This is a genomic window from Bacillus sp. LK2 (assembly GCF_001043575.1).
In the GTDB taxonomy this organism is placed as follows: domain Bacteria; phylum Bacillota; class Bacilli; order Bacillales; family Bacillaceae_G; genus Bacillus_A; species Bacillus_A paramycoides.
Map to the genome: position 1 here is coordinate 59,191 of NZ_LDUK01000017.1, position 23,530 is coordinate 82,720.

General features: G+C 35.2%; 24 protein-coding genes, 1 pseudogene and 1 other annotated feature (1 of these 26 cut by a window edge). Of the genes and pseudogenes, 7 read left to right on the forward strand and 18 right to left on the reverse strand.

The genetic code is table 11. The features are described 5' to 3' along the window. Positions 1-9 precede the first annotated feature (9 nt). Together VK90_RS12430 and ybaK are read right to left on the reverse strand one after the other, a co-directional pair. Complete coding sequence (locus VK90_RS12430; protein ID WP_048373126.1) at positions 10-1,134, reverse strand: helix-turn-helix domain-containing protein; 1,125 nt, start codon at positions 1,132-1,134, stop codon at positions 10-12. Between the two features lie 186 nt (positions 1,135-1,320). Beyond that, positions 1,321-1,797 (reverse strand): Cys-tRNA(Pro) deacylase, encoded by a 477-nt coding sequence (gene ybaK / locus VK90_RS12435; protein ID WP_002172672.1) that lies wholly within the window; start codon positions 1,795-1,797, stop codon positions 1,321-1,323. Positions 1,798-2,134: 337 nt separating this feature from the next. On the opposite strand from ybaK, the gene VK90_RS12440 reads away from it, so the two are divergent. Together VK90_RS12440 and VK90_RS12445 are read left to right on the forward strand one after the other, a co-directional pair. Continuing rightward, the gene (locus VK90_RS12440) at positions 2,135-3,427 is read left to right on the forward strand and encodes a histidine--tRNA ligase (RefSeq protein WP_048373131.1); all 1,293 of its coding nucleotides are present in this window, start codon (positions 2,135-2,137) and stop codon (positions 3,425-3,427) included. Positions 3,428-3,593: 166 nt separating this feature from the next. Next, positions 3,594-3,902 (forward strand): hypothetical protein, encoded by a 309-nt coding sequence (locus VK90_RS12445; RefSeq protein WP_048373132.1) that lies wholly within the window; start codon positions 3,594-3,596, stop codon positions 3,900-3,902. Between the two features lie 93 nt (positions 3,903-3,995). Here VK90_RS12445 and VK90_RS12450 read toward each other — a convergent pair whose 3' ends face one another. Both VK90_RS12450 and VK90_RS12455 read right to left on the reverse strand, forming a co-directional pair. After that, positions 3,996-4,271, reverse strand: a complete 276-nt coding sequence (locus VK90_RS12450; protein ID WP_048373133.1) for a DUF1292 domain-containing protein — start codon at positions 4,269-4,271, stop codon at positions 3,996-3,998. 167 nt (positions 4,272-4,438) lie between these two features. Then, positions 4,439-5,491: a pyruvate kinase gene (locus VK90_RS12455; protein ID WP_048373135.1), complete on the reverse strand. Its 1,053-nt coding sequence runs from the start codon at positions 5,489-5,491 to the stop codon at positions 4,439-4,441. A gap of 282 nt (positions 5,492-5,773) precedes the next feature. On the opposite strand from VK90_RS12455, the gene VK90_RS12460 reads away from it, so the two are divergent. Beyond that, complete coding sequence (locus tag VK90_RS12460; RefSeq protein WP_048373136.1) at positions 5,774-7,447, forward strand: alkaline phosphatase; 1,674 nt, start codon at positions 5,774-5,776, stop codon at positions 7,445-7,447. A gap of 235 nt (positions 7,448-7,682) precedes the next feature. On the opposite strand, the gene VK90_RS12465 is transcribed toward VK90_RS12460, so the two are convergent. From VK90_RS12465 to VK90_RS12490, 7 genes are all read right to left on the reverse strand, one after another. Beyond that, entirely contained in the window at positions 7,683-9,152 is a 1,470-nt protein-coding gene (locus tag VK90_RS12465; RefSeq protein WP_053081411.1) for a S8 family serine peptidase, read from the reverse strand. 459 nt (positions 9,153-9,611) lie between these two features. Beyond that, positions 9,612-9,911, reverse strand: coding sequence for a hypothetical protein (locus VK90_RS27635; protein ID WP_053081412.1), 300 nt, complete (start codon positions 9,909-9,911; stop codon positions 9,612-9,614). Between the two features lie 263 nt (positions 9,912-10,174). Next, on the reverse strand, positions 10,175-10,870 hold the full coding sequence (locus VK90_RS12470; RefSeq protein ID WP_048373137.1) for a hypothetical protein: 696 nt from the start codon (positions 10,868-10,870) through the stop codon (positions 10,175-10,177). 336 nt (positions 10,871-11,206) lie between these two features. Next, positions 11,207-11,965 (reverse strand): SDR family oxidoreductase, encoded by a 759-nt coding sequence (locus VK90_RS12475; protein ID WP_048373138.1) that lies wholly within the window; start codon positions 11,963-11,965, stop codon positions 11,207-11,209. A 56-nt stretch (positions 11,966-12,021) separates the two neighbouring features. After that, positions 12,022-13,686: a putative ABC transporter permease subunit gene (locus tag VK90_RS12480; protein ID WP_048373141.1), complete on the reverse strand. Its 1,665-nt coding sequence runs from the start codon at positions 13,684-13,686 to the stop codon at positions 12,022-12,024. Further along, a complete protein-coding gene (locus tag VK90_RS12485; protein ID WP_048373143.1) occupies positions 13,679-14,404 on the reverse strand; it encodes an ABC transporter ATP-binding protein in 726 nt (241 codons plus the stop codon). Before VK90_RS12485 ends, VK90_RS12480 begins: the two co-directional genes overlap by 8 nt. 102 nt (positions 14,405-14,506) lie before the next feature. Further along, a complete protein-coding gene (locus VK90_RS12490; RefSeq protein WP_002172685.1) occupies positions 14,507-14,701 on the reverse strand; it encodes a hypothetical protein in 195 nt (64 codons plus the stop codon). Positions 14,702-15,025: 324 nt separating this feature from the next. Here VK90_RS12490 and VK90_RS12495 point away from each other — a divergent pair, with 324 nt between their 5' ends. Both VK90_RS12495 and VK90_RS12500 read left to right on the forward strand, forming a co-directional pair. After that, positions 15,026-15,385, forward strand: a complete 360-nt coding sequence (locus VK90_RS12495) for a DUF3796 domain-containing protein (protein ID WP_048373144.1) — start codon at positions 15,026-15,028, stop codon at positions 15,383-15,385. Then, the gene (locus VK90_RS12500) at positions 15,373-15,573 is read left to right on the forward strand and encodes a helix-turn-helix transcriptional regulator (RefSeq protein ID WP_048373146.1); all 201 of its coding nucleotides are present in this window, start codon (positions 15,373-15,375) and stop codon (positions 15,571-15,573) included. The genes VK90_RS12495 and VK90_RS12500 overlap by 13 nt, the downstream gene beginning before the upstream one ends. A 278-nt stretch (positions 15,574-15,851) precedes the next feature. Here VK90_RS12500 and VK90_RS12505 read toward each other — a convergent pair whose 3' ends face one another. From VK90_RS12505 to VK90_RS12530, 6 genes are all read right to left on the reverse strand, one after another. Beyond that, a complete protein-coding gene (locus VK90_RS12505) occupies positions 15,852-16,814 on the reverse strand; it encodes a tubby C-terminal domain-like protein (RefSeq protein WP_002172688.1) in 963 nt (320 codons plus the stop codon). A gap of 193 nt (positions 16,815-17,007) precedes the next feature. Then, positions 17,008-17,718 carry a YjjG family noncanonical pyrimidine nucleotidase gene (locus VK90_RS12510; RefSeq protein WP_048373148.1) on the reverse strand — a complete coding sequence of 237 codons (711 nt, stop codon included), beginning with the start codon at positions 17,716-17,718 and terminating at the stop codon, positions 17,008-17,010. 44 nt (positions 17,719-17,762) lie between these two features. Further along, entirely contained in the window at positions 17,763-18,707 is a 945-nt protein-coding gene (locus VK90_RS12515) for a phosphotransferase family protein (protein ID WP_048373151.1), read from the reverse strand. A gap of 90 nt (positions 18,708-18,797) precedes the next feature. After that, positions 18,798-19,820, reverse strand: coding sequence for a tyrosine-protein phosphatase (locus VK90_RS12520; RefSeq protein ID WP_048373153.1), 1,023 nt, complete (start codon positions 19,818-19,820; stop codon positions 18,798-18,800). Between the two features lie 90 nt (positions 19,821-19,910). Then, positions 19,911-20,750 carry a hypothetical protein gene (locus tag VK90_RS12525; RefSeq protein ID WP_048373155.1) on the reverse strand — a complete coding sequence of 280 codons (840 nt, stop codon included), beginning with the start codon at positions 20,748-20,750 and terminating at the stop codon, positions 19,911-19,913. 50 nt (positions 20,751-20,800) lie between these two features. Then, entirely contained in the window at positions 20,801-21,523 is a 723-nt protein-coding gene (locus tag VK90_RS12530; protein ID WP_048373157.1) for a GNAT family N-acetyltransferase, read from the reverse strand. Positions 21,524-21,643: 120 nt separating this feature from the next. On the opposite strand from VK90_RS12530, the pseudogene VK90_RS12535 reads away from it, so the two are divergent. Continuing rightward, positions 21,644-21,931 (forward strand): annotated as a pseudogene (locus VK90_RS12535) (DUF2785 domain-containing protein); the annotation flags it as partial. A gap of 17 nt (positions 21,932-21,948) precedes the next feature. Next, entirely contained in the window at positions 21,949-22,407 is a 459-nt protein-coding gene (locus VK90_RS12540; RefSeq protein ID WP_048373166.1) for an NUDIX hydrolase, read from the forward strand. Here the strand turns inward: VK90_RS12540 and VK90_RS12545 are convergent. Then, a complete protein-coding gene (locus tag VK90_RS12545) occupies positions 22,404-23,441 on the reverse strand; it encodes a tryptophan--tRNA ligase (protein ID WP_156185405.1) in 1,038 nt (345 codons plus the stop codon). The two genes, VK90_RS12540 and VK90_RS12545, sit on opposite strands and share 4 nt — an antisense overlap. A 4-nt stretch (positions 23,442-23,445) precedes the next feature. After that, positions 23,446-23,530, reverse strand: a binding site (T-box leader); it runs 124 nt beyond the window's last position.

Below are 23,530 nucleotides of genomic sequence, written 5' to 3' on the forward strand. Positions count from 1 at the left end.
ATAACATATCTATTCTTTTATACTTAATTTAAACTTCAATGACGCTACGATACTTTTATAAGCTGACAATTCCTTCAAAGGAGTAAAGAGTGGATTCTCTATAATACTTTGCATCATGCTTTCTTTAATAACGGATTCACTTCTAACCGTTTTCGCTCCAAGTGGAAACTCCTCAAACCACGAATCAATTGCATCGAAATACGAATCCCCATGTAAATGTAGACTATTTAATGCAAAACTAGCCCCACAAACAGTCGCATATTTACGTAACATTTCCAACGCACTTTCATAGTTTTCTTGCATGCAGTATACTTGTGCAGCAGCGTAGTATAGCTTCAAAGTCATATTAGGATGCAATCTTTCTAAATTATAAATTTCTATAAGCATAAATGCTCTATTTAAAATGACGTCTACCTTTTCAACACTTGATGCATTTAATAGTAAATAGTTTGGTATTACCCCAACTAGTCGCATTAAATGCTGATACATACTAATTTGCATCACTTCCTTCGCCTTTGGCGCATTCCCAAGCATTTGATACGCCTGCGCTATTAGCTCTTCGTCTGGAAGGCTAGGACGTATCGTTTCACCGAGCAAATGTAAAACTTCATTCGGCCTTTGTAATATAAGATTACATGTCGCTTCTAGCGAGGCTGCCTCTTTAGCAAGAGAAACATCCTGACTTTCTTCCTGTACTCGATTAAAAAGCTGAATCGTCTCTTCTATTATTTCAATTCTTTTATCCGTATCTTCCGTCAACATATGGTGATTAATAAATAGTACGCCCATCTGAAGTAATAAAGGAAAACAGGAATAATATTTTTTTATCATTTCTCTACACTCCATCATTACTTCATCAAACGGCTCTTCACTAAAGGCTTGCGCAAGTCTATGATATAAACTTTTAATATCTTCCTGTGTCATTTGTGGTGCATACCCTATTAATGCATCTACACTTATGTTAAAATACGAGGCTAACTGTGGTAAAAATGTAATATCCGGATAGCTTTGCCCCGTTTCCCATTTTGAAACAGCTGCCTTCGTAATCCTTATATACGCTGCCAACTCTTCCTGTGTAATGCCTTTTTCTTTTCTCTTAGCCGCAATTATTTTATGAATGTTTATCTCTTTCACATCATCACCTCATACTTTTATTATATGCTTTTATTTCAGACAAAATATGGATCTGAAGTCAACTTTAATTGACAAAATCAACTATTAGGAAACATCCTCATAAAGTGAAACTTTAATCAGCCCGCAAATAGCGGGATAAAATAAAAAGAAGTTCCAGTAAACTAGAACTTCTTTTTCTATGTATATTTATTTCGTTACTTCACCAAATTTCGCTTTCGTCACTTTCGCCAAATCTTCAACTTTAAGTTCAATTTGCACACCAATTTTCCCGCCACTAACGATCATCGTTTCAAGTGATTGGGCGCTCTCATCAATGCATGTAGCAAATAACTTTTTCATTCCTACTGGAGAACAACCGCCGCGAATATATCCTGAAACTTTCGTTATGTCTTTAACAGGAATCATTTCTATTTTCTTTTCACCGACTGCTTTTGCAGCTGCTTTTAAATTCAGTTCCTCATCTACCGGGATTATAAAAACATGATAATCTTTACTATTCCCTTGAGCGACAAGCGTTTTATATACTTCTCTCACTTCTCTACCAATTTTCCCCGCAACTGATACGCCATCAATTTTCCCATCGTCCGGATCATATGACATCATCGAATATTCAATTTTTTCTTTATCTAATATTCGCATCGCATTTGTTTTATCTTTTTTCATGAGTTTCTCCTTAAAAAATTATTTCATATTATTAAGTTATTATACACCTTTTTTAAATTCCCCTGCATAACTTCACTCATTTTTCAAAACTGAAAATATTGATATTTCAAAAATCTTCTGTTATACTTTTGAAAAAACTTATTAAGGAGAGATTTGTAATGCAAACTTTTAATACTTCTTTCCAACTTCATCATCATACGTAACGCCGTGTATCCGAAGAAAAATTTTTCTTCGTGGGTACAGGGCTTTTCCTGTTGACCCACGAAGCGTTCATAAAGCTATGTGGGTATTTTTATACCTGCATAGCTTTTTTTAATTTAAAAGAGGAGTGATTAGAATGGAAATGAAAAATGTAAAAGGAACAAAAGACTATTTACCAGAGGAACAAGTATTACGAAATAAAATTAAAAGAGCTTGTGAAGATACATTTGAACGATATGGATGTAAACCTTTAGAAACTCCAACATTAAATATGTACGAACTTATGGCATATAAATATGGTGGTGGCGATGAGATTTTAAAAGAAATATACACGCTTCAAGATCAAGGAAAACGTGAGCTTGCCTTACGCTACGATTTAACAATTCCATTCGCTAAAGTTGTTGCGATGAACCCAAATATCCGCCTTCCTTTTAAACGATATGAAATTGGAAAAGTATTTCGAGATGGTCCAATTAAACAAGGGAGATTTCGTGAGTTCATACAATGTGATGTTGATATAGTTGGTGTAGAGTCTGTAATTGCAGAAGCTGAATTAATGGGCATGGCATTTGAACTTTTTCGTACATTAAACTTAGATGTACAAATTCAATATAATAATCGAAAATTATTAACTGGTATTCTCGAGTCGATTAACATTCCTACTGAATTAATGAATGATGTTATCTTATCATTAGACAAAATTGAAAAGATCGGCATTGATGGCATTCGAAAAGATTTGCAAAACCGCGGAATTATAGAAGAAACAGTAGAAATAATATGTGATACAGTGCAATCTTGCATAGAGTTTGATATTACTGACTTTGAAAAAGCGTTCAATAATACACTCGTTACAAATGGAGTAAATGAACTACAGCAATTACAGCAATATTTACTCGCTCTCGGAATTAAAGAAAGTACTATATTCAACCCGTTTTTAGCAAGAGGACTCACAATGTATACAGGAACTATATATGAAATCTTTTTAAAAGATGGAAGTATCACATCGAGTATTGGTAGTGGCGGTCGCTATGACAATATAATCGGAGCATTCCGTGGTGATAATATGAGCTATCCAACTGTAGGGATTTCATTCGGTTTAGATGTTATTTATACGGCTCTTCAAAAGCAAGAAACTACAGCATCTACGGCAGATATTTTTATCATTCCACTCGGGACAGAATTACAATGTTTACAAATCGCCCAAAAATTACGTGCTACAACTTCCTTAAAAGTTGAACTTGAACTAGCTGGTCGTAAATTAAAGCGTGCCCTTAATTACGCCAATAAAGAAAATATCCCGTATGTACTTATTATTGGAGAAGAGGAAATTACTACAGAAATCGTTGTGCTGCGTAATATGAAGGAAGGCACTGAAGTAAAGATTCCCCTCTCTTCTTTAGAAAATAGCACATTTAATAACTATATGTAATAAGCACCACCCTCCTTTGGGTGGTTTTTCTAATGAATAAATAAAAATTGATTTAGTTTACATAACATAATTATCGTTATATTTTAACGTAAATCACAAAAACATATCTATTCATCCACTATATTTGGTAATATATTCATACGAGCATATTTAGGAGGGATTTACTTTGAAGGAAGTCGTAAAAGCATTAAAGTGGACTACAGGTATTTCCCATCTGTTATTAATTCTTTGTTATTTACTTCAAGGAATAGTTGACTTATCCGAGATACCATTACTTATAGTAATTACTCTACATATCATTACTATTTTATTAGCTAAAAAAGAAGGCATGAAAACCTATGCTAATTATATAGGAATCCTCACTATTCTAGTTGCTTTCTTTCCCTATATACGAATCGCTATACATATTATAGCGTCGATTTTCCTTCTATTAGATGCGGCTTCCACGAACACAAAAGAAGTGTATGATTTATAGCGGATTGAAAAATAGAAGTTAGAGAAAGATTTTTCAACCCTATACAAAAAAGAGGGCAGATATGCATCTCCCTCTTTTGTCTAACTATTTTTATTATTCTTGTTCTTGCTCGTCCATAATCTTCTCAAACGCCGCAGATACTTTTTCAAATTCCTCATCACTTTCAATGTATGAGAATTCGTCATCTTCTTCTACTTTTAAAAAGAAGATATCAACGTCTTCCTCTGTTTCCGCTTGGATGTCTTCTACAAAGGCAACTGCAATGTATTCTGCTCCTTCGACATTCATCGCTCCAAGCACTTCAACTTCCTGCTCTTCATTATTCTCGTCGCTAAGGCTAAAAATTTCGCCTACTTCAATATCTGACATATTCATTCTCCTCCTATCACACTCTAAAAAATAGAACGTTCAAAACGTATACTCACTAACATATCTTTCCATAAAAAGTTGAATTCATACAGAAAGAACAACAAATTCTTGTTGATTCAGTATAAGTATCCAACTAATACTATAAACGATAAATGCAAATTTTTATACTAAAGTGACTTATGCAACAATTCAAGTACATCTTTCATAGCATAAGGACCATCTTTTTTTACGTGCTCTGCGAATTCAGAAACGAGACGCAACGTTTTCACACTTTCGATTGGATGATCTCCTGACGCACTTTCAGCAGAAAGCATAACTGCATTCGTTCCATCCAATACAGCTTGAAATACATCCGTCACCTCAGCCCTTGTAGGAATAGAATGATCTACCATAGATTGAAGCATTTGTGTCGCTGTAATGACATACGTATTCGTTCGATTGCACTCACGAATCAGCATTTTTTGTAAAAGCGGTATAATTTGATACGGCAATTCCACGCCTAAATCTCCCCTTGCGATCATAATTCCATCCGCTTCTTTACATATATCTTGAAAATTCTCGATCGCTTCCATCGTTTCTATTTTTGCAATTAAATTAGGTGAAGTTTCTGTGTACCCTTGTATAAAATTTCGTATTTCCTTTATATGACTAGGTTTTCGAACGAAAGAACACGCAATAAAATCAACACCCTCTTCTAGAAGAAACTGAATGTCTTTTTTATCCTTCTCTGTAATAGCTGGTAAACTTACGATTGTACCTGGTAAGTTCACCCCTTTATGAGAGGAAATATTGCCACCTGTTTTTACCCTTGTTTCTATTTTTTCCGTACTTACCTTTTCAACAATTAATTCAACTTCTCCATCATTAATAAGAATTCTACTTCCTACTTTTACGTCATTCGCGATCCCTACATAATCAACACTTACTTCTTCTTTATTCCCTTGAACTGGATTGGTATGTAAAGTAAATAACTCCCCTGCTACAAGTGTAGTTTGTTCCTCTTTTATTTCACCCAATCTTATTTTAGGCCCTTGTACATCCCCTAGAATTTTAATAGAATCGTCTAACGATTTTACTAAGCGAATAATATCTTTATGACTTTCATGCGTGCCATGTGATAAATTTAACCGAACAATTTTCATACCATTGTCTATTAACTGAGCTAATGTTTCTTTATTATTACTTGCTGGTCCAATTGTACAAACGCGATCGATTGTCATTCTTCCCACCATCCTTTTTATAAATAGTTCCCATAAAATAAAGAGAAGATTCTTTTTATAGGAAAGAACGTACAACTTAAGAATACAAGAAGGCTTTATGTGATGAGAAGATTTTTCTGAAGAATTAGCTTACATTTAACTTTTTGTGTTCACCATTTTGACTCAATAGTTTTTGTTAGTTTCTTGGCAATGGGGTACTACTAACAAATAGAAAAAATCAAAACTATGTTTACATATGAACGTTAGATTGGGATGCCGAAAACAATCTATGGAGGGACAACAATGACTAATCTTCGTAAAAAGATAATGGGACTAACTTTAGCCAGTACTATAACACTAGGTTCATTAGCTGCAGGAAGCATGATGAGTGGTAATGAAGTAAAAGCTGCGGCGAAAAAAGCAGAGAAACAACCAAAAAACGTAATTATCATGGTTATGGATGGGACAAGCTCTTCTGTCACAACATTGGCTCGGTGGTATAAAGGCGCACCTCTTGCACTCGATCAAATTGTATCAGGAGGTGTTCGTACGTATTCGGCAGAATCAGCTATTACGGATTCTGCACCAGCAGCCACAGCTTTAGCGACAGGCAATAAATCAAATTCAGGCTATGTCGGCGTATTACCTTCTGTTGTGAATTCGCCTGGCTTAGAACCCGTCAAAGAAGAATGCAAGTTTCGTCCAGTTGCCAACGTCTTAGAAGGTGCAAAACGTTCAGGCCGTGCAACAGGAATTATTGCTACATCAGAAATTCAGCATGCTACTCCGGCTAGTTTCTCTGCCCACCATGCTAACCGCAAAAATTTTGAAGTAATTGGTGAACAGCAAGTTTATCAAAAGATAGATGTTGTATTAGGCGGTGGAAAGGCAGCACTTCTGCCTCCGACAAGCAGTGGTATTCGTAAAGACAACGAAGATTTAGTAAAAGTGATTCAAGATAAAGGATACGACTTCGTCGAAACAAAGGATGCATTATTAAATTCCAAATCAAATAAAATCTGGGGCTCTTTCTCCAGTAATGCACTTGCATTCGATATAGATCGTGCAGCAACCAATCCTGAACAACCAACTCTTTCCCAAATGACGGAAAAAGCAATTCAAACTTTATCAAAAGATAAAGATGGTTTCTTCTTATTCGTAGAAGGCAGTAAGGCAGATTGGGCAGCACATGCAAATGATCCAATCGGGATGATTAGCGATGTATTGGCATTTGATGATGCGGTTACGGCAGCGTTAAAGTTTGCGAAGAAAGATCGTAATACTATGGTCATCGCTGTAACCGATCATGGAAATAGCGGTCTTTCCATTGGTAACAGCAATACTACAAAAGGATATGATACCACACCAGTATCAGCCTTCATTACCCCACTGAAAAAGGCGAAAATGACACTTGAAGGTGCTACAAATAAACTAAAAGATGATTTATCTAATATAAAAGATGTCGCTGCTCTTTACGGTTTAGACAACCTAACTAATAATGAAAGTGAAAAATTAAAAGCTACTCAAAAGAAAGCTGATGTAGGTTCAATCCTTACTACATTATTGGCTAACCGTGCGAACCTCGGTTTTACAACTGGTGGTCATACGGGTGAAGATGTATTCTTATACTCTTACGGGCCTCAAAAGCCATATGGTTTAGTTCAAAATACGGACATTGCAAAGACAATGGCCAGAGCAATGGGCTTCCAATTAGGAGACATAACGAAGAAATTATTTTTAGATGCCGAAACATCCTTTAAAAAAATTGGTGCGATTGTAACGATTGATAAAAAAGATGTAGCAAACCCTGTACTTGTAGTAAAACGCAATAATACGGAGGCAAAGTTGTCTGTTAATAAAAACATTATCTGTATCGATGGAAAAGATTATGAACTAGGAAGCATCGTTGTAGAAAGTAACGGGAAATTCTATGTACCTGAACAAGCAATTCAACTATTTTTAAGACACTCTCGCTAAAAAAAGATTGCCTCTTAAGAGGCAATCTTTTTCTTTTTTCAAATTTTGTTTAAGTATGAAATGTATGTTTTTGTAGTCTAGCTCCACATATCCATCAAACTAATATTCTGAAGTACTCCGAAAACGAGATTTTTATCCTTTGATATTTATCAATGTAGATTCTGCCCGTGTTTTTCGTTTTTGGGAACAACAGGTACCTTAACTTAATAGGGATAGGTGCTATCCCACTTTTTTATTATTTTTTTATTTTTAATAACGCATTATAAATATTTGCTTCTCCAGATCCAAATAATGCATCATGTCCTGGTTTACCGAAATCTTTTGCTGTTTGTTTAATTAAGTTCTCTACTTGTGCAGGAGAATATGTCGGATGAGCCGCTTTAATAACCCCCGCAATTCCCGCTACTTTTGGCGAGGCCATTGATGTTCCATGCATTAAAGCATAGTTATGCAGATCTGAAGTGAAATATGGTTCCAAATAAGTTGGCCATGTACTTAATGTACGATAATGGAAATCTCGCTGTGCTAAATCGCCTGTTTCAGCATATACAGGACCGTTATCACCGCCTGGTGCTGCCACATCAATAAAACTGTTTCCATAGTTTGAGTAAAATGCAATTTTATCAGTTGACCATTGATTAGAAGAAGATACATTAATTACACCCGGAATTTGACCCGGAGTTTCTACATAAGGCCCTTTAAAGATAAGATCGTCTGAGCCATACTCCTTATTTAAATAATCTGTTATCATTTTCTTATCATTCATATTGAGTGATTCGTTTCCACTTGCCGCTACGACTGTTACATTTTTTTGTACGGCATATTGAATTGCACGCTTCCAAATAAGAACATCCGCATTATCGCTATATTTTTTTCCGTTATCATAGTATTTCATGCTATCAAATCCACCGATAGACATGTTTATAACGTCAACATTATCATTTGCAGCCGCAACAATAGCGTCTACAATCCAAGCTGTCGGTGCACTACCAGATTCGGGGAAAACGCGATATGAACGAACTTTAAGATCTGGTCCAACCCCTTTTAGTTTTCCATTTGCTGCAATTGAGCCTGCTACATGAGTTCCATGTCCTCCCCTATCCTTCACATCAGCAGGATCACCTTTCTCAGTTTCATCCGCACCAGCTGGTACGAAATTCTGACCACCACTATAGTTTTTTATTAAATCAGGATGATTCGCATCGATACCGCTGTCGATTACACCGACTGTTGCTCCTTTTCCTGTTCCTCCATTCAGCTTATAAGACGCACCATCATTTGTTATATTTTTGATGTCCCATTGATAATTCCAATAGCTGTCTATATTTTCTGGCTGTGGGATATCCGTTACTGGCTTTCCGTCCGCTGCGGTTGGCCTTATTTCTTCTTTATCTAAAGCGTGGAAAACTTCTTGATTTGCAGCTTGGATAGATGAAACCCCTTTCAAGTTATCCAAGAATGAAGGGTTACTTGACTTTACTTCCATTGCTCCGATGGCAGAAATGACGCGGAGAATTTGCCCACCTGCATTCGAAATAATAGATTGATAATTGCTAGGTAAATCTTTCTTAAAGGCAATCAAATAACTTTTTTCTGTTTGAGTTGAGCTAGATGTTGTTTTTGTTTCCGCAGACACATTGTTTCCTGCTAGAGTACCGAATGTTAAGGCTGTAGCTAATGTCAAAGTGGTGATCCTTAATTTCATTACAATTCCCCCTAAAAAAATTAGTAATGCTTGGATAAGATTCTATTCCACATTAGGAATAGTAAAACCTTCGATAAACTACCTATGTGAAAATATTTTTTTGCTGCTCCTCCCCCATAGCTATCAAGCTAACAAAATAAATATGACGGTCTTAATGAACTCTCTTCAACCAGAACAAACATGTAAAATATCCAATGCTTATGTAGGAATGACTGATAAAGTGCCAATCCATGTGATTATTCGTCAGCTAACAAAAGAATAAAAAAAGATTACAAGATCAAACAATCTCGCTTATCATTGACGTTATATGAGTTTAGCTTGATGGCAATGTCCTATCCCCATCAAGCTAAAAAGGTTTTTGTTCCCATCAAAGAGCTATTTCTGTTTGTCATTGTTCGCTATAAAACATATACAGTTTCATACAGTAACGATCAAAAATAAATTCCATCCTTGTATAATCTACATCATGTAATACGATTGTGATGGGTAATACGACTGTGATGGATAATACGACTGTGATGGGCAATACGATTGTGATGGATAATACGACTGTGATGGGTAATACGATTGTGATGGATAATACGACTGTGATGAGTAATACGATTGTGATGGGTAATAACTTTGTTGCATTTGTTGTGATTGTAATGCTTGTTGCTGTGCTTGTATAGCCTGATGAACAGCTTGAATAGTACTTTGTGCAGGTCCCTGCCCTCCTAAAGGACGCATTTGCGTTTCATTGTAAAAATACTTGGAAAGCATTCTTTATTCACCTCACCTCTGCAGATATTTTTGTCTTCATGTTTCATACTATGAATATTTAATTAAAGTGGATAATTCATGAAACTTTTCATCTTCCCAACTAGTTGCTTTTCCATTTCCTTATAAAGTGAGTAAAGAAAATTATGTCATTCAACAAGCGTTCGATTCATTTCGTATCATAATTGAAAAGAACAATAAATAACGAGCCCACACACTACTTCAACAAACTAAAAAGGCCTACTCACACGAGTAGGCTTTTGAAACTATGAAAGCTTCGTTAATAATTGATTTAAATCTTGTTTCGTTTTTGTCGTTAATGACTTCATTTTCTTAACATCTATCTTTTCTTTTTCCGCTCCTACAATTAACGGATACATACTTTGACCAATTGTTTTATACTCGGTTGGATGTGATGCTTCTAACTCTTTTTCAATTACATCCCACTTCTCATTAATTTGCTTTCCAAGTTTGTTAACTGTTTCAAATTTAGGGTTTGCCGCTAATTGCTTGTCTAAGCTTTCAATTAGTACAACTACTTCTTTCACATTTGTTTTCACAGCAACGTTTTTCTTCGGATCTTTCGTTGTTTTCCCATTATTGTCTGTACTTGTACTTGCGCTTGTACTTTGATCTGTTGCTTTTCCACTAGTAGTTTGATCATTCGTTTTCCCTGTCGTTTCTTTTTCTTTCGTTTTGCCGTTACTTTCTGTGCTTGATGATTCTTTCGTATTTTTTGAATCCTTATCTGTTTTTTCATTCGAAGAAGTATTTGTGTCTTTTTCAGTATCTTTCGTTGTTTTTGACGCTTCATCTGCACTTGTCGTTTTTGATTGTTCCTCATTTTGTGCAGTTGCTTGGTCCTTCTTCGCTGCATCTTTATCCGTGGAGGTACTACAAGCTGCCATAGTAAGCATTGTACCAATTGTAATCGAAGCGATAGCGACTTTTTTCATTTTCATAAAAATCCCCCTATGTTTACAATTTTATCCTCCTCTTTACGATTCTATTTTCCATTAAAAAATTCCTTTTCACACGAATCACCATCTTTCCGACAGTAATCTTCATAATAATACGTACAAAAAATGATAAAATGATTTTAATATTCGAGTTTCTTCTACCCTATTTTTCTACTACGTAATAAAAGAAAAAGAGTATATTGTCACATAAAGAATTGTGATCTACATGTGGCAATATACTCTCATATCAACTTTTTCTCTTTTTTGACATTTTATTTATACAAAAAAAATAAAATAAGCCAACTTTTTTTGTTTCTCAACTTTGTTAACATAATATTTTTATGAATAACCACCATTCGAATGAATCACTTGCCCAGTAACCCACTTCGCTTCATCACCTACTAAAAAGGAAATTAAGCGCGCAACATCCATTGATTCTCCAACTCTTCCTTGCGGGAATTTCCATACTAAATGATGCTGTAATTCTTCAGTAATCCATCCTGTATTCGTTGGTCCTGGATCCACAGCATTGACTGTAATCCCCTTCTCCATAGCAACTGGTGCAACTGACTTTGTAAATGCCTCTATTGCTCCTTTCGTTGCTGCGTATGCAAGTTCATCAGGCATTGGCCCTAATGACTGCCCTGAAGTAAGATTAATGATACTTCCACTCGTTTTGAGTGAAAAATGTTTAATAAATAATGAACTTAATAACATAGTAGCACGAACATTAACCGTATAATGTTTATCTAACTGTTCTACATCTAGCTCTTCAATTTTCGTATAAGTAGAATAAGCTGCATTATTAATAAGAATAGATGGTTCGCCTAATCGTTCTGATACCCTATACAATACACGATTAGGCGAATAAGACTGCGATAAGTTGATTTCTGCCATTTCACATCGAACGCCATAACTTTCAATTTCCTTTTTCAATAAAAAAGGTTCTTGATCATTCATTCCCCACGGCATTGCTTTATCATACCGAGGCCAGTACGTGAAAAAAATGTCTATCCCCTTTTGAGCAAGCACCTTGCATACAGCTGCACCAATTCCATTAAGACGAGTTGCCCCTGTTACAATTGCTATTTTCTTCACCTTTTCTCCTCCATCTATGGATAAATCCTCTGTACGAATACAGAGGATCTATCTTCTTAATTAATATTTGACAATATACGTTCTGCACCTAATTTTAAAATTCTAATTAAAATTAAATTGGAAATGGTAAACAGTATAAATAAAATAATAAACATAACCCACAGTCCTACATGAAGGACAAAGTATAATACACTTACTCCCGCTACAATAATTAAAGCTATTAAAATATTAGCTAAAAAATTCCACAAAGTCGTATATCGGCTTTTAAATAATTTCTGCTCTGTATCCCAATGAATATCTGCAGTTTGTGCATCCCAGCGTGTACCGATTAAATTGATTAACAATAAACCGTTCGCACTTAGTAAGAACCATAGTACCATAAATACTGGAGAAACCCCCGCTACAACTGCCATCGTAATACCGAATACTGCTAAAATTGATATATTAATTAGCCAAGCTGTTAATGTTTTTGCGAAAAAGATATCGGAAGCCTTTACTGGTAAGTAACGATTCACAAACCAAGAGCTTCCATCTCGAGAAAATGACGTTGTTGCAATCACATTATTTCCCATTAAAAATAACGATGCACAAAGGCCAGCACCAATTGCAAAACCTGCTGATTCCGGATTATCAATATACCCCGTAATCCATTTTAAATTTCCATCTTGTACAAATAAAATAAAAAACAGCATAATCGGCATTACAAAAGTTTGCACAATGCAATTTAAGAAAAATTGCGGTGTACGGAATAACGTTTTAAATTCTTTTTTCACATATGCTTTTAAATGAGAACTTTGTACCGTTGATTTCTGTAAACCTTCTGCTGAAATTACCTCTTTCTTTGCTGTACTCGTTGAAAGTCCAATAACCCCTTTCAAATAGGTGCGCTCTGCAATGTAATAAAACAGCCCGAAAAACGCGATAGAAATAAGAATGTAAATAAGAACGTATAATAGGCCTTTCCACGCTGCACTTTCTACTAATCCCATCGCTCCAAAATATGTAGTTGGAAAATAATTTGTCATTTGTATGAAAAGTGAGGATTGATTATTTGCAAGATAATTCGCAACCGAATCTCCAGCTCCAGATACTGCACTTTTATTTCTCCATTGCATAAACACATTAATTCCTACGATAAATAATATACTTACAATTCCAATGAATATATTTCCTCGATCTTTATTTTTCGCTATATTCGTATACCTCATAATAATTGTCATAATTAACGAAGCTAAAACTAGCGGAATGATCGGGAAGAATAAGTAAATGACAATCATATAAATGTAATATGTAATGAAAGCACCACTCTTTAAACCGTAAGTAATAAAGATAGGCAATAAAATAAACGAGCTCATTACGTATTGTGTAATTAACACTGTAAAGAACTTTGCCGAAATAATTTGCGCTGGTTTTAACGGTAACGGTAGCAACATTTCAACATCATTACTATAGTAAAACACTGTTAAAATGTTCATAATACTCATCAAAAATACCCATATACTAGCAACTGCTAATCCCATCGCAATAACAATTCCTGGATTCTGTCCGAGGTGTATCATTCCTTCATATATTCCATGGGTCATCGAACCGAATATTAAAAAGCCTACAAATAAAATGGCTGCAAATGAAAATAAATACGCCCATCTTTTCTTTTTATCTGTTATGAAATCTGCATAATTTAATTTCAATAATACCTTTGTTAACGTCCAAATTTTACTCATTGCCCGTCATCTCCAAGAACATTTTTTCAAGTGATTCATTGGATTTAAAATGATCTCTCATTTCATCTAAATTCCCTTTAAACTGCAAATTCCCCTTATTAATTATAGCAACGCGGTCACATATTTTTTCCGCTACTTCTAGTACGTGTGTAGAGAAAAATACAATCTTCCCTTTATCTGCATGTTCTCTCATCATTTCTTTTAAAATATAGGCAGATTTCGGATCAAGCCCCGTTAATGGCTCATCTAAAATCCACACATCCGGTTCGTGTAAAAGCACACCAATAATAACAATCTTTTGTCTCATACCGTGTGAATAACTTTGAATTTGATCCGATAAAGCATTATAAAGATCAAATTTCTTTGCTAATGACTCTATTCGTTCTTGTCGTACTTCTTTCGGCACTTCATACATATCAGCCATAAAGTTTAAATATTCAATTCCTTTTAATCGTAAAAACATATCTGGACTATCTGGAACATAACCGAACGTCTTTTTCGCTTCCATCGGCTCTTTCATAATATCTTTGCCGTTAATCGTAATGGTCCCTTTGTCCACCCCATGAATACCAGTAATCATCTTAATTGTCGTTGATTTGCCGGCACCATTCGGTCCTAAAAAACCAAAGATTTCTCCGCTAGGTACTGTTAAACTTAAATCTTTCACTGCATATGAAGATCCATTATAACTTTTTGACACATTCGTAATTTCGATCATTACATCCAATCCTTTCCTTAATTACCAAATAACTATATTAACATTATAGCATACTTATATTTTTAGATTTTTATTATTTTTCAGTTTTATCCAGTTGTACTTTTATCCTTTAAAATAAATATAAGCACCAAGTCCAACTATTAAAACAACGGCTAATATAATATAAATCATCGTAAGCCTTTTAATATTTCCTTTTGTCGCTTTACTATAATTCGCATCACCATTTCGTCCAATTAATACCGTGCCAATTACAGTAATAACTACAAGTAATATAACGATCATTATCCAAGTTAGCATTTTTTTCTCCCCCTCCTTACAAACATTTTACGATATTTCCCTTTTTATTTTACAGAATATTTATCCTTTTTTACTATTATTATGAAACAAACTGTAAAACTATTATTACCATTCATTTCTACATGTGATATATTTATAACATATAGTGATTTATCCCGCATTAACGGGCAGTAAGAATCCTACCTCAAAATTCGGCTGGAGCAAAGAAGTTAGGTGGGACATCAACTGCCCGTAAACGCCCGATTGGTTCAACTAATAATCAATGGGGATGCCCCCACTGATTAAAGTTTCACTTTATTTCTAACACTGAAAGGAGAATCCATCGTGAGAACAACTTGGATTAAATATTTAGGATTTCTCGGTTTCTTTGGCTTCCTAGGCTTTTTTTATGAAAAAGGCTTGTTTACTATGTTTTGTTTTTTCTCCTTTTTCACAACGTATAGAAAAGTTCATCATGATGAGCTTTTTGAACAAATTGTAAATAAATCGTGCCGAAATGCCTTTATCGTTACATTACTAACAACTGCTATCATTATGTTTATTGAAATGTTATTTCCGAATCCTACATTACAAGAGATTGATATCGCCCTTATTTTCGGCACACTCATTCTTACGTTCGGCTTCTCTATTTTCTTTTACGATAAACCAATTGATGAAATGGAAGATGCACCATGGCGTTCGTAACGAAGATAAAAGAATACCGTGCCAAATTGAATATGACACAAGAAGATTTAGCGAAACAAGTTGGTGTACGTCGTGAAACGATTAGCCATCTTGAAAAAGGAAAGTATAATCCTTCATTGCAGCTTGCTCACGATATAGCGAAGACACTTCATAGTTCTATTGATGAAATCTTTATTTTTGATGATTAAGAAAAGGCACCAAGTCTAATATGTAATACTGAATCTAAAGTAATTAAAGATATACTACACAACGACGCATATTGCTTAACAATGTAGTTTTATGGTGTATCAACACTTTGCTTGATACGCCTATTTTTTATAGTTTTTATCACTACATTTATCAAAGCGACAAATAGGTTGCAACGAAAATACCGTCCTTTTTTCAGAACCATAAAAAAATACCGGCATCCTTCCCATGAAGAATACCGGTACTTCCCATTTATCCCACTAATTATAGTTTCACTTTATCACCCATACAAAACCGCATGAAATACGCCTAACAGTAAGTATTGATCCTCAATATAATCATCATCATATACATTCATCTCGATGTGATACATGTCTTCCTCAAGACGAATATTCCAATCTGCAATTACATAGCCGTTTCGTAATAACTTTCCAAGCCCAAGTGAAGTTTTGTGAACAACATATTCTTCTGTGTTATATGTAAAGGTAAATAAGAAATTTGCATCCAATAACTTTCCGTCACATACAAGCATTTCATGCTCTGCATCATTATTATCGATGTACGTTACTAAAATCTTTCTTTGGCGCTGCCTACTTACATCCTTTGCAATGACGCGAATATTGTCCTTACTATCCTTTATTTCGTAAATGATATTACTACCAACTTTCGGAATGAAGTCTAGCACTTTCATCAACGTATTTTTATAATAGCCCCGTACTACGCCTACTTGTTTGCTTCCATTGTAAACCTCTATCGACGTCGTATCCGCTTTACTATCACACAGTCGTTTGTAAGAAAGCTGCATCATTCGCTCTCCTCTTAAGTACTGATCAAACGTCACAGGATATTCTATCGCGCGCAGTTCCTTATTTAGCTCATATAAATAGCGTTGAACGCTCTCTACTAATGTTGCAGTAGATATACGCTCCTGAAGTTCAAATTGTTGCCAACTGGAAGAAACTCCCCACTGATCGTCCTCTTCATAGAAGAATCCGAGAATTACTTCATCACGGTCACTCGTTTCATAATTCATTTGTACGTTCTGCCCATGTTGAACTTGTTCCATCCACTGTCCTAAATAAATGCCGAGCTCTGCGACCTTCATACATGACTTCTGAAAAAGTACTCTGTCACCGACACGAATTGTTAAATCCCCTTCAATAAAGCCCTTTGTATAAGAGACATACCGTGGCTCGTCCTTCTGCGGAATAGCCTTGTCTAACTCAAATAAAAACGTTAACATCCTTCACTCACCTCTAGTTGTTACACAGCTCAAACCTGACATCGAATCACTCTGAAAAACTATGCATATACGTATATTTAATTCATGCATTATAACACATGAATGACCTTAGTATAGTAGCGCTATTTTTCAATCCATATATTAGTTGAACGATTTTTTCGATATATCGATTTATCGACAAATATCAACATGATTAAAATGAGGCTACCTTTTCTTCCGCCACTTCCACAATTTCTAAAATTTGCAACAAACTCTCCACTTCATAAGTCGGCTTAACGCCTGTCGTATTCTCTTTTAAACTAGGATTATACCAACAAGTATCAATACCGTAATCTTCTCCGCCTTTCATATCAGAAGTTAGCGAATCTCCAACCATTAGTACACTTGATTTATCAGTAATTCCAAGCTTTTCAAAGGCATAATCAAAAATCTCACGAGCTGGTTTTTGATGTCCTACTTCTTCTGAAATAATAATATGATCAAAGAAGTTACTTAAAGGCGAATTTCCAATTCTTGATTGTTGTACTTTTGTATATCCGTTCGTAATGATACCTAACTTGCAATCTTGAAGATTCTCGCATAATTGCACTGCACCTTCTATAAGATGTACTTCTTTCCCTAAGTTTTCAAGGTATACACCACTAAATTGCTGTGCATCTACGTCTAGATTATGAAGAGCAAATAATTGTCTAAATCGATCTACCGCTAATTCACCTAGCGTAATCATTTTATTTTCTAAATCTCTCCATAATCCATTACTAATCTCTTTATAACTTGCAAGATAATCATTATATCCTGTAGGCATGCCGAACTGTACAAACGCATTATGTAATGCGTTTCTTTCTGTTTCGGGAAAATCTAATAATGTATCGTCTACGTCAAATAATATAACTTTGTATTTCATGATGTTCTCCTCAATTCCTATTTTAAAAGCTTTATTCTCATAGCTTATAAGCTTTTATATATTTCATTATAAAGTGTTTTGACTCGCTCTTTATAGAATACACCTTTATCTTCTATTTTCAAATGTGCTATAAATAAATTTGCAAGCATAACCGAGGTATCTAATCTATAAAACAAACTAACGATATGAGGAGTAGCGTTAAAGATATTATCATTCTTATATCCAGCTTTAAATTCATCCCAACTAACCTCATTCGTTTCAGCTATTCTCATAAGCTCCAATAATGGATGACCAATTAGAGCGTTATCCCAATCAACTATCGCTTTAACTTCTCCGTTATATCCAATTAAATTTGCTGGTCGAATGTCCATATGCAATAAACTTTTCGTATGATCAGCCGTACTAAGAATTTGTTCAATTGTTTGTGCATCTGGAAGTTTAATATTACAGTTCGTAATTGTATTAAAACCTTCTACTCTTTTCACAATTCGTTCCGCTATACGCTTACTAATTGGCTCTCTAATGTTCTGCTCGTAATGTAAACCTTCAATTGACATACTATGCAGCTTATTAACTAGCTCTCCTATTTTATACGCAGAAATTGGCATATGATCCGTAGCCATATAATCTGAAATTAAAAAATCAAGTTCCTTTGACAGATGCAATCCGTATATCCTTGGTACTGGAATACCTTTTGAATTACAAAACTTAGAAAGCTCTGCTTCCTTTTGCAATGAAAGTCGACTATTAAATAAATCTTCATTTATATTTTCTACTTCTCTTTCCCACGGCACTCGAAAAGCTAACGCTCCCTTTTCTGAATCTCCTCGAAAAACAATATTTTGCACTCCTGTTCCAATCACCTTTAAATCCTGAACAGCTAAATCCTTATATTCTTGACTTAATATTGTTGTTAGCTTTCCCCTTAACTCGTCTGCTTTTAAACGTGTATGAATCATTTTATCCCCCGATTCGTATGTTCTTTTCATCCATTTCCCCCTCGGTGCACAACATCCTCATAAACGAAATTATATCAACAATAATAAAGGGAGGCTAATGTAAATCAGCCTCCCTTCTTGTTATTTATCTTCCAAAAGTAATTCTTTCATTTCCTCTAACGATTCTTTCGTAAAGCCAAGTCCTTTTTCAGCATATGCTTCAATAGATCCATACTGCGTTTTAATTTCATCAATCGCAGCCTGTAAATATTCCGCGCGTGCTTCAAACATCGCCCCTAATATTGCTCTACTTTCATCGTTTTGTAATTTGGCACCTAAAAATGCCATCATTTTTTCATTTAACTTTTCACGGAAACCGTTACTTAGTAAATAGTCTTGCATTACCGTTTCTTCTGATACACCTAATAGAAGTAATAATAATGCTGAGCCAAAGCCAGTCCGATCTTTACCTGCTGTACAATGATTCACTAACGGTAAGTTTTCTGGATTTTGTGCTAACTGTAAAAAGCTCACAAACGCCTCATTACCCTTCACAAAATCTTGATTCATTTTCACTAAATATTCACCAGGTTTTCCTAATACAGATAAGTCACCAACCTGGAAAAACTCATTTATATTTAAATCTTTCGCTAAGTCTTGCATAACTGGTATGCATACTTGACGAGCACCCTTAATGCCTGGGTTCGGCTTATGCTTCACTTCAAAATCTGTACGGTAATCACAAATTAGTTTTAATCCCAACTTCTGTAAATACTCGATATCCCATTCTGTTAATCCTGCTAACTCTTCAGAACGATACAATTTGCCCCATTGTACTTTACGGCTTTCAGTCGTTTCATATCCGCCCATATCACGGAAGTTAAATGCTCCCTGTAATGGCAATCTGCGCTCCGCTACAGTTACCACTTGTCCATTACTTCCTACTAACCTAAAATATGGACGCTCATTTTCACTCGGGTTTTCAATTGTACATGATGACTCTCCAATTACCGTTACAAGTAATTCTCCGTTTTCTTCAATATATTCTGGTGAAGTACTCCAATAAATTCGAACTTCTTCTATATTATTTTCCCACTCTATATGTAACGTATTATCTTCATTTCGTTTTACAGTTGCTTGTAACCATTTTTTTTGTTGCTTCATACTTTCACCAACGCTTTCTTCGTATAGTCAAATCCTTCTCTATTGTATTATAGGAAAGCTTACTTTGTCGTTTCGATTTTTCTGTTTATCTTACAAACATACAAAAAGCTCTTTTATTTGTTCATAAGTTGTACACGGATTACCGCGAAAAACATAAGCGATTTGCTCATCACCTAAATCTTCATATACAACTGTGCCTCGGTCCTGGTGTGAATAAAACTCTAAACCATTTACTACTTGTTTCGCCCCATAATTTGTTGTCCATGAAGAAATAGGATAGTGCGCTTTATTTTTATGCCTACAAACCCAAAGTGCATATAGCTTATTATCTTCGTCCCAGTATACATACTGCGTTTCATCATTTCCGAATCCGACCGACTCGAGCTTCCAACTTAACTGTTTATGAATTGGCAATTGCGAATATGATACGTCATCTGGAGAATTCCATTCATGACATCTTCCTATCTCACCAACTTCACCTTTTTTCGCTTGAAAGCTTAAATGGTGAAACGGTGTATGTAATATCTTTTTCGCAAACTCCGAATTTACCGGCTGTAACTCGAATAAGAACCTTTCCATTTGATCTTGGTTTACATATCCAAGATCAATAGAAATTTCAATTTGCGTTTTCCATTTAGATGTTACATAACTTTCTTTCCCCTTATAATTTACACCTTTCCAATACACAAGCCCTTTATATTGAAAACAATCTCCTTTTGCCTGAGAAATACAACTATCTGGAAATACCGGCTCCATTATATCAAGAAAAAATTCCTTTACTCGAAACTTGCTAGTTGGGGTAATAACTTGAAACCAAAAAGTTTCCCACTTTCCCCCTTCATTACGTTCTGAAAACTTTTCAATTTTCCAGCCTTCTAACAATACTTTTGGATACAGTAAAGTGAATGAATGCAATGTTTGCTTCAACATATATACTCCCTCCCGCTAAATGAGTTCGAGTAAGTATGTCATTCATCCTTCTAAAACTTTCTCACATATCGCTCAGTAGAACTTAGCAGCTGACATCCGTTCTTTTCAAAAATATCCTTCATCCACTCATTTTTTACATTTGTCTCGCCAATATAATAAGAAGCTCCTATTTCTTTTAAGACAAACATTGCCCCTGTAAATAATGCTGCTTCATACCCTTTATTTCGCATATTTGGAGCAACTGCGAAATACATGAGTCTCCCTTCTTCAATCGTACCTCTCTCAATATGCGGGATTACAATTCCTATTGGCTCTTCACCTACAACCGCTATTAAACAATGTTCTTTCCATTGCCCACCAATTTCTTGCTCCATCATATGTACAAATTGATCATACGCTACTTGTTCTTCCGTCACTTCATTCCAAAGAGAGTGAAAGGCTTCTTCTCCTACTTCCTCAACAAGCTTAAAATCAATATCACTTTCTATATCATCCACTTCATATATATCCTTAAATACAATTATGTTTTCAGCAAAATGTTCAAATGAATGCTTTCCGAAACATTTCCTATACGCATCATAATTTGGGCTTTTTGAAGAAATCTCAAAATGCAGTTTTTCTAATCCATCTTTTTCTACCTCAGCAACGCAACGTTGCATCATCTCTTCTAATTGCTCTTCTGTCAAAACCTCTGCATTATTTTCTTTTATCACTATAGAAGAAGCACTTCTTCTTATTTTGAAATATTTTTCTAACTGTTCTATATTCGTCATATTCTTCCCTCATCTATATCATACTCGAATTTCTAATTGTTCTCCTTGCATGAGCAGGATTGTCCTTGAATATCTAGAATACTAGAAAAGATCGCATCTTTAAAGTGCGGAGAAGGTTCTCCATTGGATATTTACCATAACAATGAAGATGAGAGAATTGTTACCCCCTTAGTATCGATGTTGTATCATGACTTCCCGCAAGATGAGTTAATTTCAATTATTCATAAAAAAATAAAAAGGCTTCCTCAAATTAGAAAACGCCTTTCGCTTAATGAGTATTGTATTTTATGCGCCAACATTAAAACCTTTTTACGCACATTATTTTTTAGAACAAAAGATGATCATAACCTAGCCTTTACAGCACATAACACAGAAAGAATGTTAAAAGAACTTCCTAACTATTATTAAAAATAAGGAGAAAAATTATGGGTTATATTGAAGACATGAGAAAACGAGTAGGAAATCATCCACTTATTTTAATCGGTTCACACGCAATTGTATTAAATGAAAATAATGAAATATTATTGCAGCTCCGTACAGATTTTAACCGCTGGGGTATTATCGGCGGGGCCTTAGAATATAACGAAACATTAGAAGACGCTTTAAAACGAGAAGTATTTGAGGAAACTGGACTTACCGTAAAAAATGTCGAACTGTTCCGTACATACTCTGGACCAGATTTCTTTCAAATCTATCCAAACGGTGATCAAGTGCATGGTGTACTCGTTGTTTATATTTGCCGCGAATTCCAAGGTGAGCTTGTATGCGACTATACTGAATCGAAAGAACTGCACTTCTTTTCACTTGATGAGTTACCTAGTAATCTTCCTCCTGTAATCGAAAGAGTTATTACAGATTTCAAACAAAAACAAGGGAACGCTTAACGTTCCCTCTCAAACCCAATCCGCTTCTTAATTTCCGCTAAATTTGCCTTCGCAATAGCCCGTGCCCTCTCAGCACCTCTTTCTAACGCTTCATATAATAAGTGCGGCTCATTCATATACGTTGCGTATTTTTCCCTAGGGCCTGCTAATTCACGGTCTACAACGCGGAATAATTCTTTTTTCACATCGCCCCATCCAATTCCAGTCTCATACTTTTCACGCATCGACTGAATTTCATCTTCTGTCGCAAATTCTTTATATATTGTAAATAACGTTTCTAGTTCTTTCGGTTCATTTGGAAGTGAAGAATCTGTTTTTATTTTAAATATTAACTTTCGTAGCTTTTCTTGCTCTGCAAATAACGGGATAACATTCCCATAACTTTTACTCATCTTTCTACCATCAAGCCCTGGTAAAATCGCTCCTTCTTCTTGTATCACATACTCTGGAAGCGTAAATGTCGTGCCGAATGTATGATTAAAATACGTCGCAATATCACGAGCGATTTCAATATGCTGAATTTGATCTTTTCCGACTGGTACATGAGTAGCTTGAAATAATAATATGTCAGCCGCCATTAAAATCGGGTACGTATATAACCCCATATTAACTCCTGCATCGATTTCTAAACCCGCTTCTTTATTTTGCTCTACCTTCGCTTTATACGCATGAGCACGGTTCATAAGTCCTTTCGGAGTTAGACAAGCTAATATCCAAGCTAATTCTAAAATCTCTGGTACTTCTGTTTGTCGATAGAAAATCACATCTTCTCCAAGTCCAAGTGATAACCAAGTAGCTGCTACCTCTTTCGTATAACTACTAAACTGACTCGGATCATGCACAGCATTTAATGCATGATAGTCAGCTATAAAATACAATGCTTTTCCTTCATTATTCTTTGACATTTGTAATGCAGGTTTAATCGCTCCAATATAATTTCCTAAATGCGGATATCCTGTTGGCTTAATTCCTGTTAACATTATTTTTCCATTCACCCTAACTCCTCCTTTCTCAAAATAAAAAGAGCCCCTCATCCTTAAAAAGGACGAGAGACTCCCGCGGTACCACCTTTATTAGCTATCATTAGCTCACTTCATACTTCGATAACGTGAAGTAACCGTCT

Bases quoted from the DNA above. Each gene is read 5' to 3' on its own strand.
- VK90_RS12525 (WP_048373155.1), bottom strand. From the start codon at position 20,750: ATGTTGAAGCAAACATTGCATTCATTCACTTTACTGTATCCAAAAGTA.
- VK90_RS12480 (WP_048373141.1), bottom strand. From the start codon at position 13,686: ATGAGTAAAATTTGGACGTTAACAAAGGTATTATTGAAATTAAATTAT.
- VK90_RS12505 (WP_002172688.1), bottom strand. From the start codon at position 16,814: ATGTTAACGTTTTTATTTGAGTTAGACAAGGCTATTCCGCAGAAGGAC.
- VK90_RS12460 (WP_048373136.1), top strand. From the start codon at position 5,774: ATGACTAATCTTCGTAAAAAGATAATGGGACTAACTTTAGCCAGTACT.
- VK90_RS12470 (WP_048373137.1), bottom strand. From the start codon at position 10,870: ATGAAAATGAAAAAAGTCGCTATCGCTTCGATTACAATTGGTACAATG.
- VK90_RS27635 (WP_053081412.1), bottom strand. From the start codon at position 9,911: ATGCTTTCCAAGTATTTTTACAATGAAACGCAAATGCGTCCTTTAGGA.
- VK90_RS12440 (WP_048373131.1), top strand. From the start codon at position 2,135: ATGGAAATGAAAAATGTAAAAGGAACAAAAGACTATTTACCAGAGGAA.
- VK90_RS12530 (WP_048373157.1), bottom strand. From the start codon at position 21,523: ATGACGAATATAGAACAGTTAGAAAAATATTTCAAAATAAGAAGAAGT.
- VK90_RS12465 (WP_053081411.1), bottom strand. From the start codon at position 9,152: ATGAAATTAAGGATCACCACTTTGACATTAGCTACAGCCTTAACATTC.
- VK90_RS12490 (WP_002172685.1), bottom strand. From the start codon at position 14,701: ATGCTAACTTGGATAATGATCGTTATATTACTTGTAGTTATTACTGTA.
- VK90_RS12485 (WP_048373143.1), bottom strand. From the start codon at position 14,404: ATGATCGAAATTACGAATGTGTCAAAAAGTTATAATGGATCTTCATAT.
- VK90_RS12540 (WP_048373166.1), top strand. From the start codon at position 21,949: ATGGGTTATATTGAAGACATGAGAAAACGAGTAGGAAATCATCCACTT.
- VK90_RS12450 (WP_048373133.1), bottom strand. From the start codon at position 4,271: ATGTCAGATATTGAAGTAGGCGAAATTTTTAGCCTTAGCGACGAGAAT.
- VK90_RS12510 (WP_048373148.1), bottom strand. From the start codon at position 17,718: ATGAAATACAAAGTTATATTATTTGACGTAGACGATACATTATTAGAT.
- VK90_RS12455 (WP_048373135.1), bottom strand. From the start codon at position 5,491: ATGACAATCGATCGCGTTTGTACAATTGGACCAGCAAGTAATAATAAA.
- VK90_RS12520 (WP_048373153.1), bottom strand. From the start codon at position 19,820: ATGAAGCAACAAAAAAAATGGTTACAAGCAACTGTAAAACGAAATGAA.
- ybaK (WP_002172672.1), bottom strand. From the start codon at position 1,797: ATGAAAAAAGATAAAACAAATGCGATGCGAATATTAGATAAAGAAAAA.
- VK90_RS12515 (WP_048373151.1), bottom strand. From the start codon at position 18,707: ATGAAAAGAACATACGAATCGGGGGATAAAATGATTCATACACGTTTA.
- VK90_RS12500 (WP_048373146.1), top strand. From the start codon at position 15,373: ATGGCGTTCGTAACGAAGATAAAAGAATACCGTGCCAAATTGAATATG.
- VK90_RS12545 (WP_156185405.1), bottom strand. From the start codon at position 23,441: ATGAGGGGCTCTTTTTATTTTGAGAAAGGAGGAGTTAGGGTGAATGGA.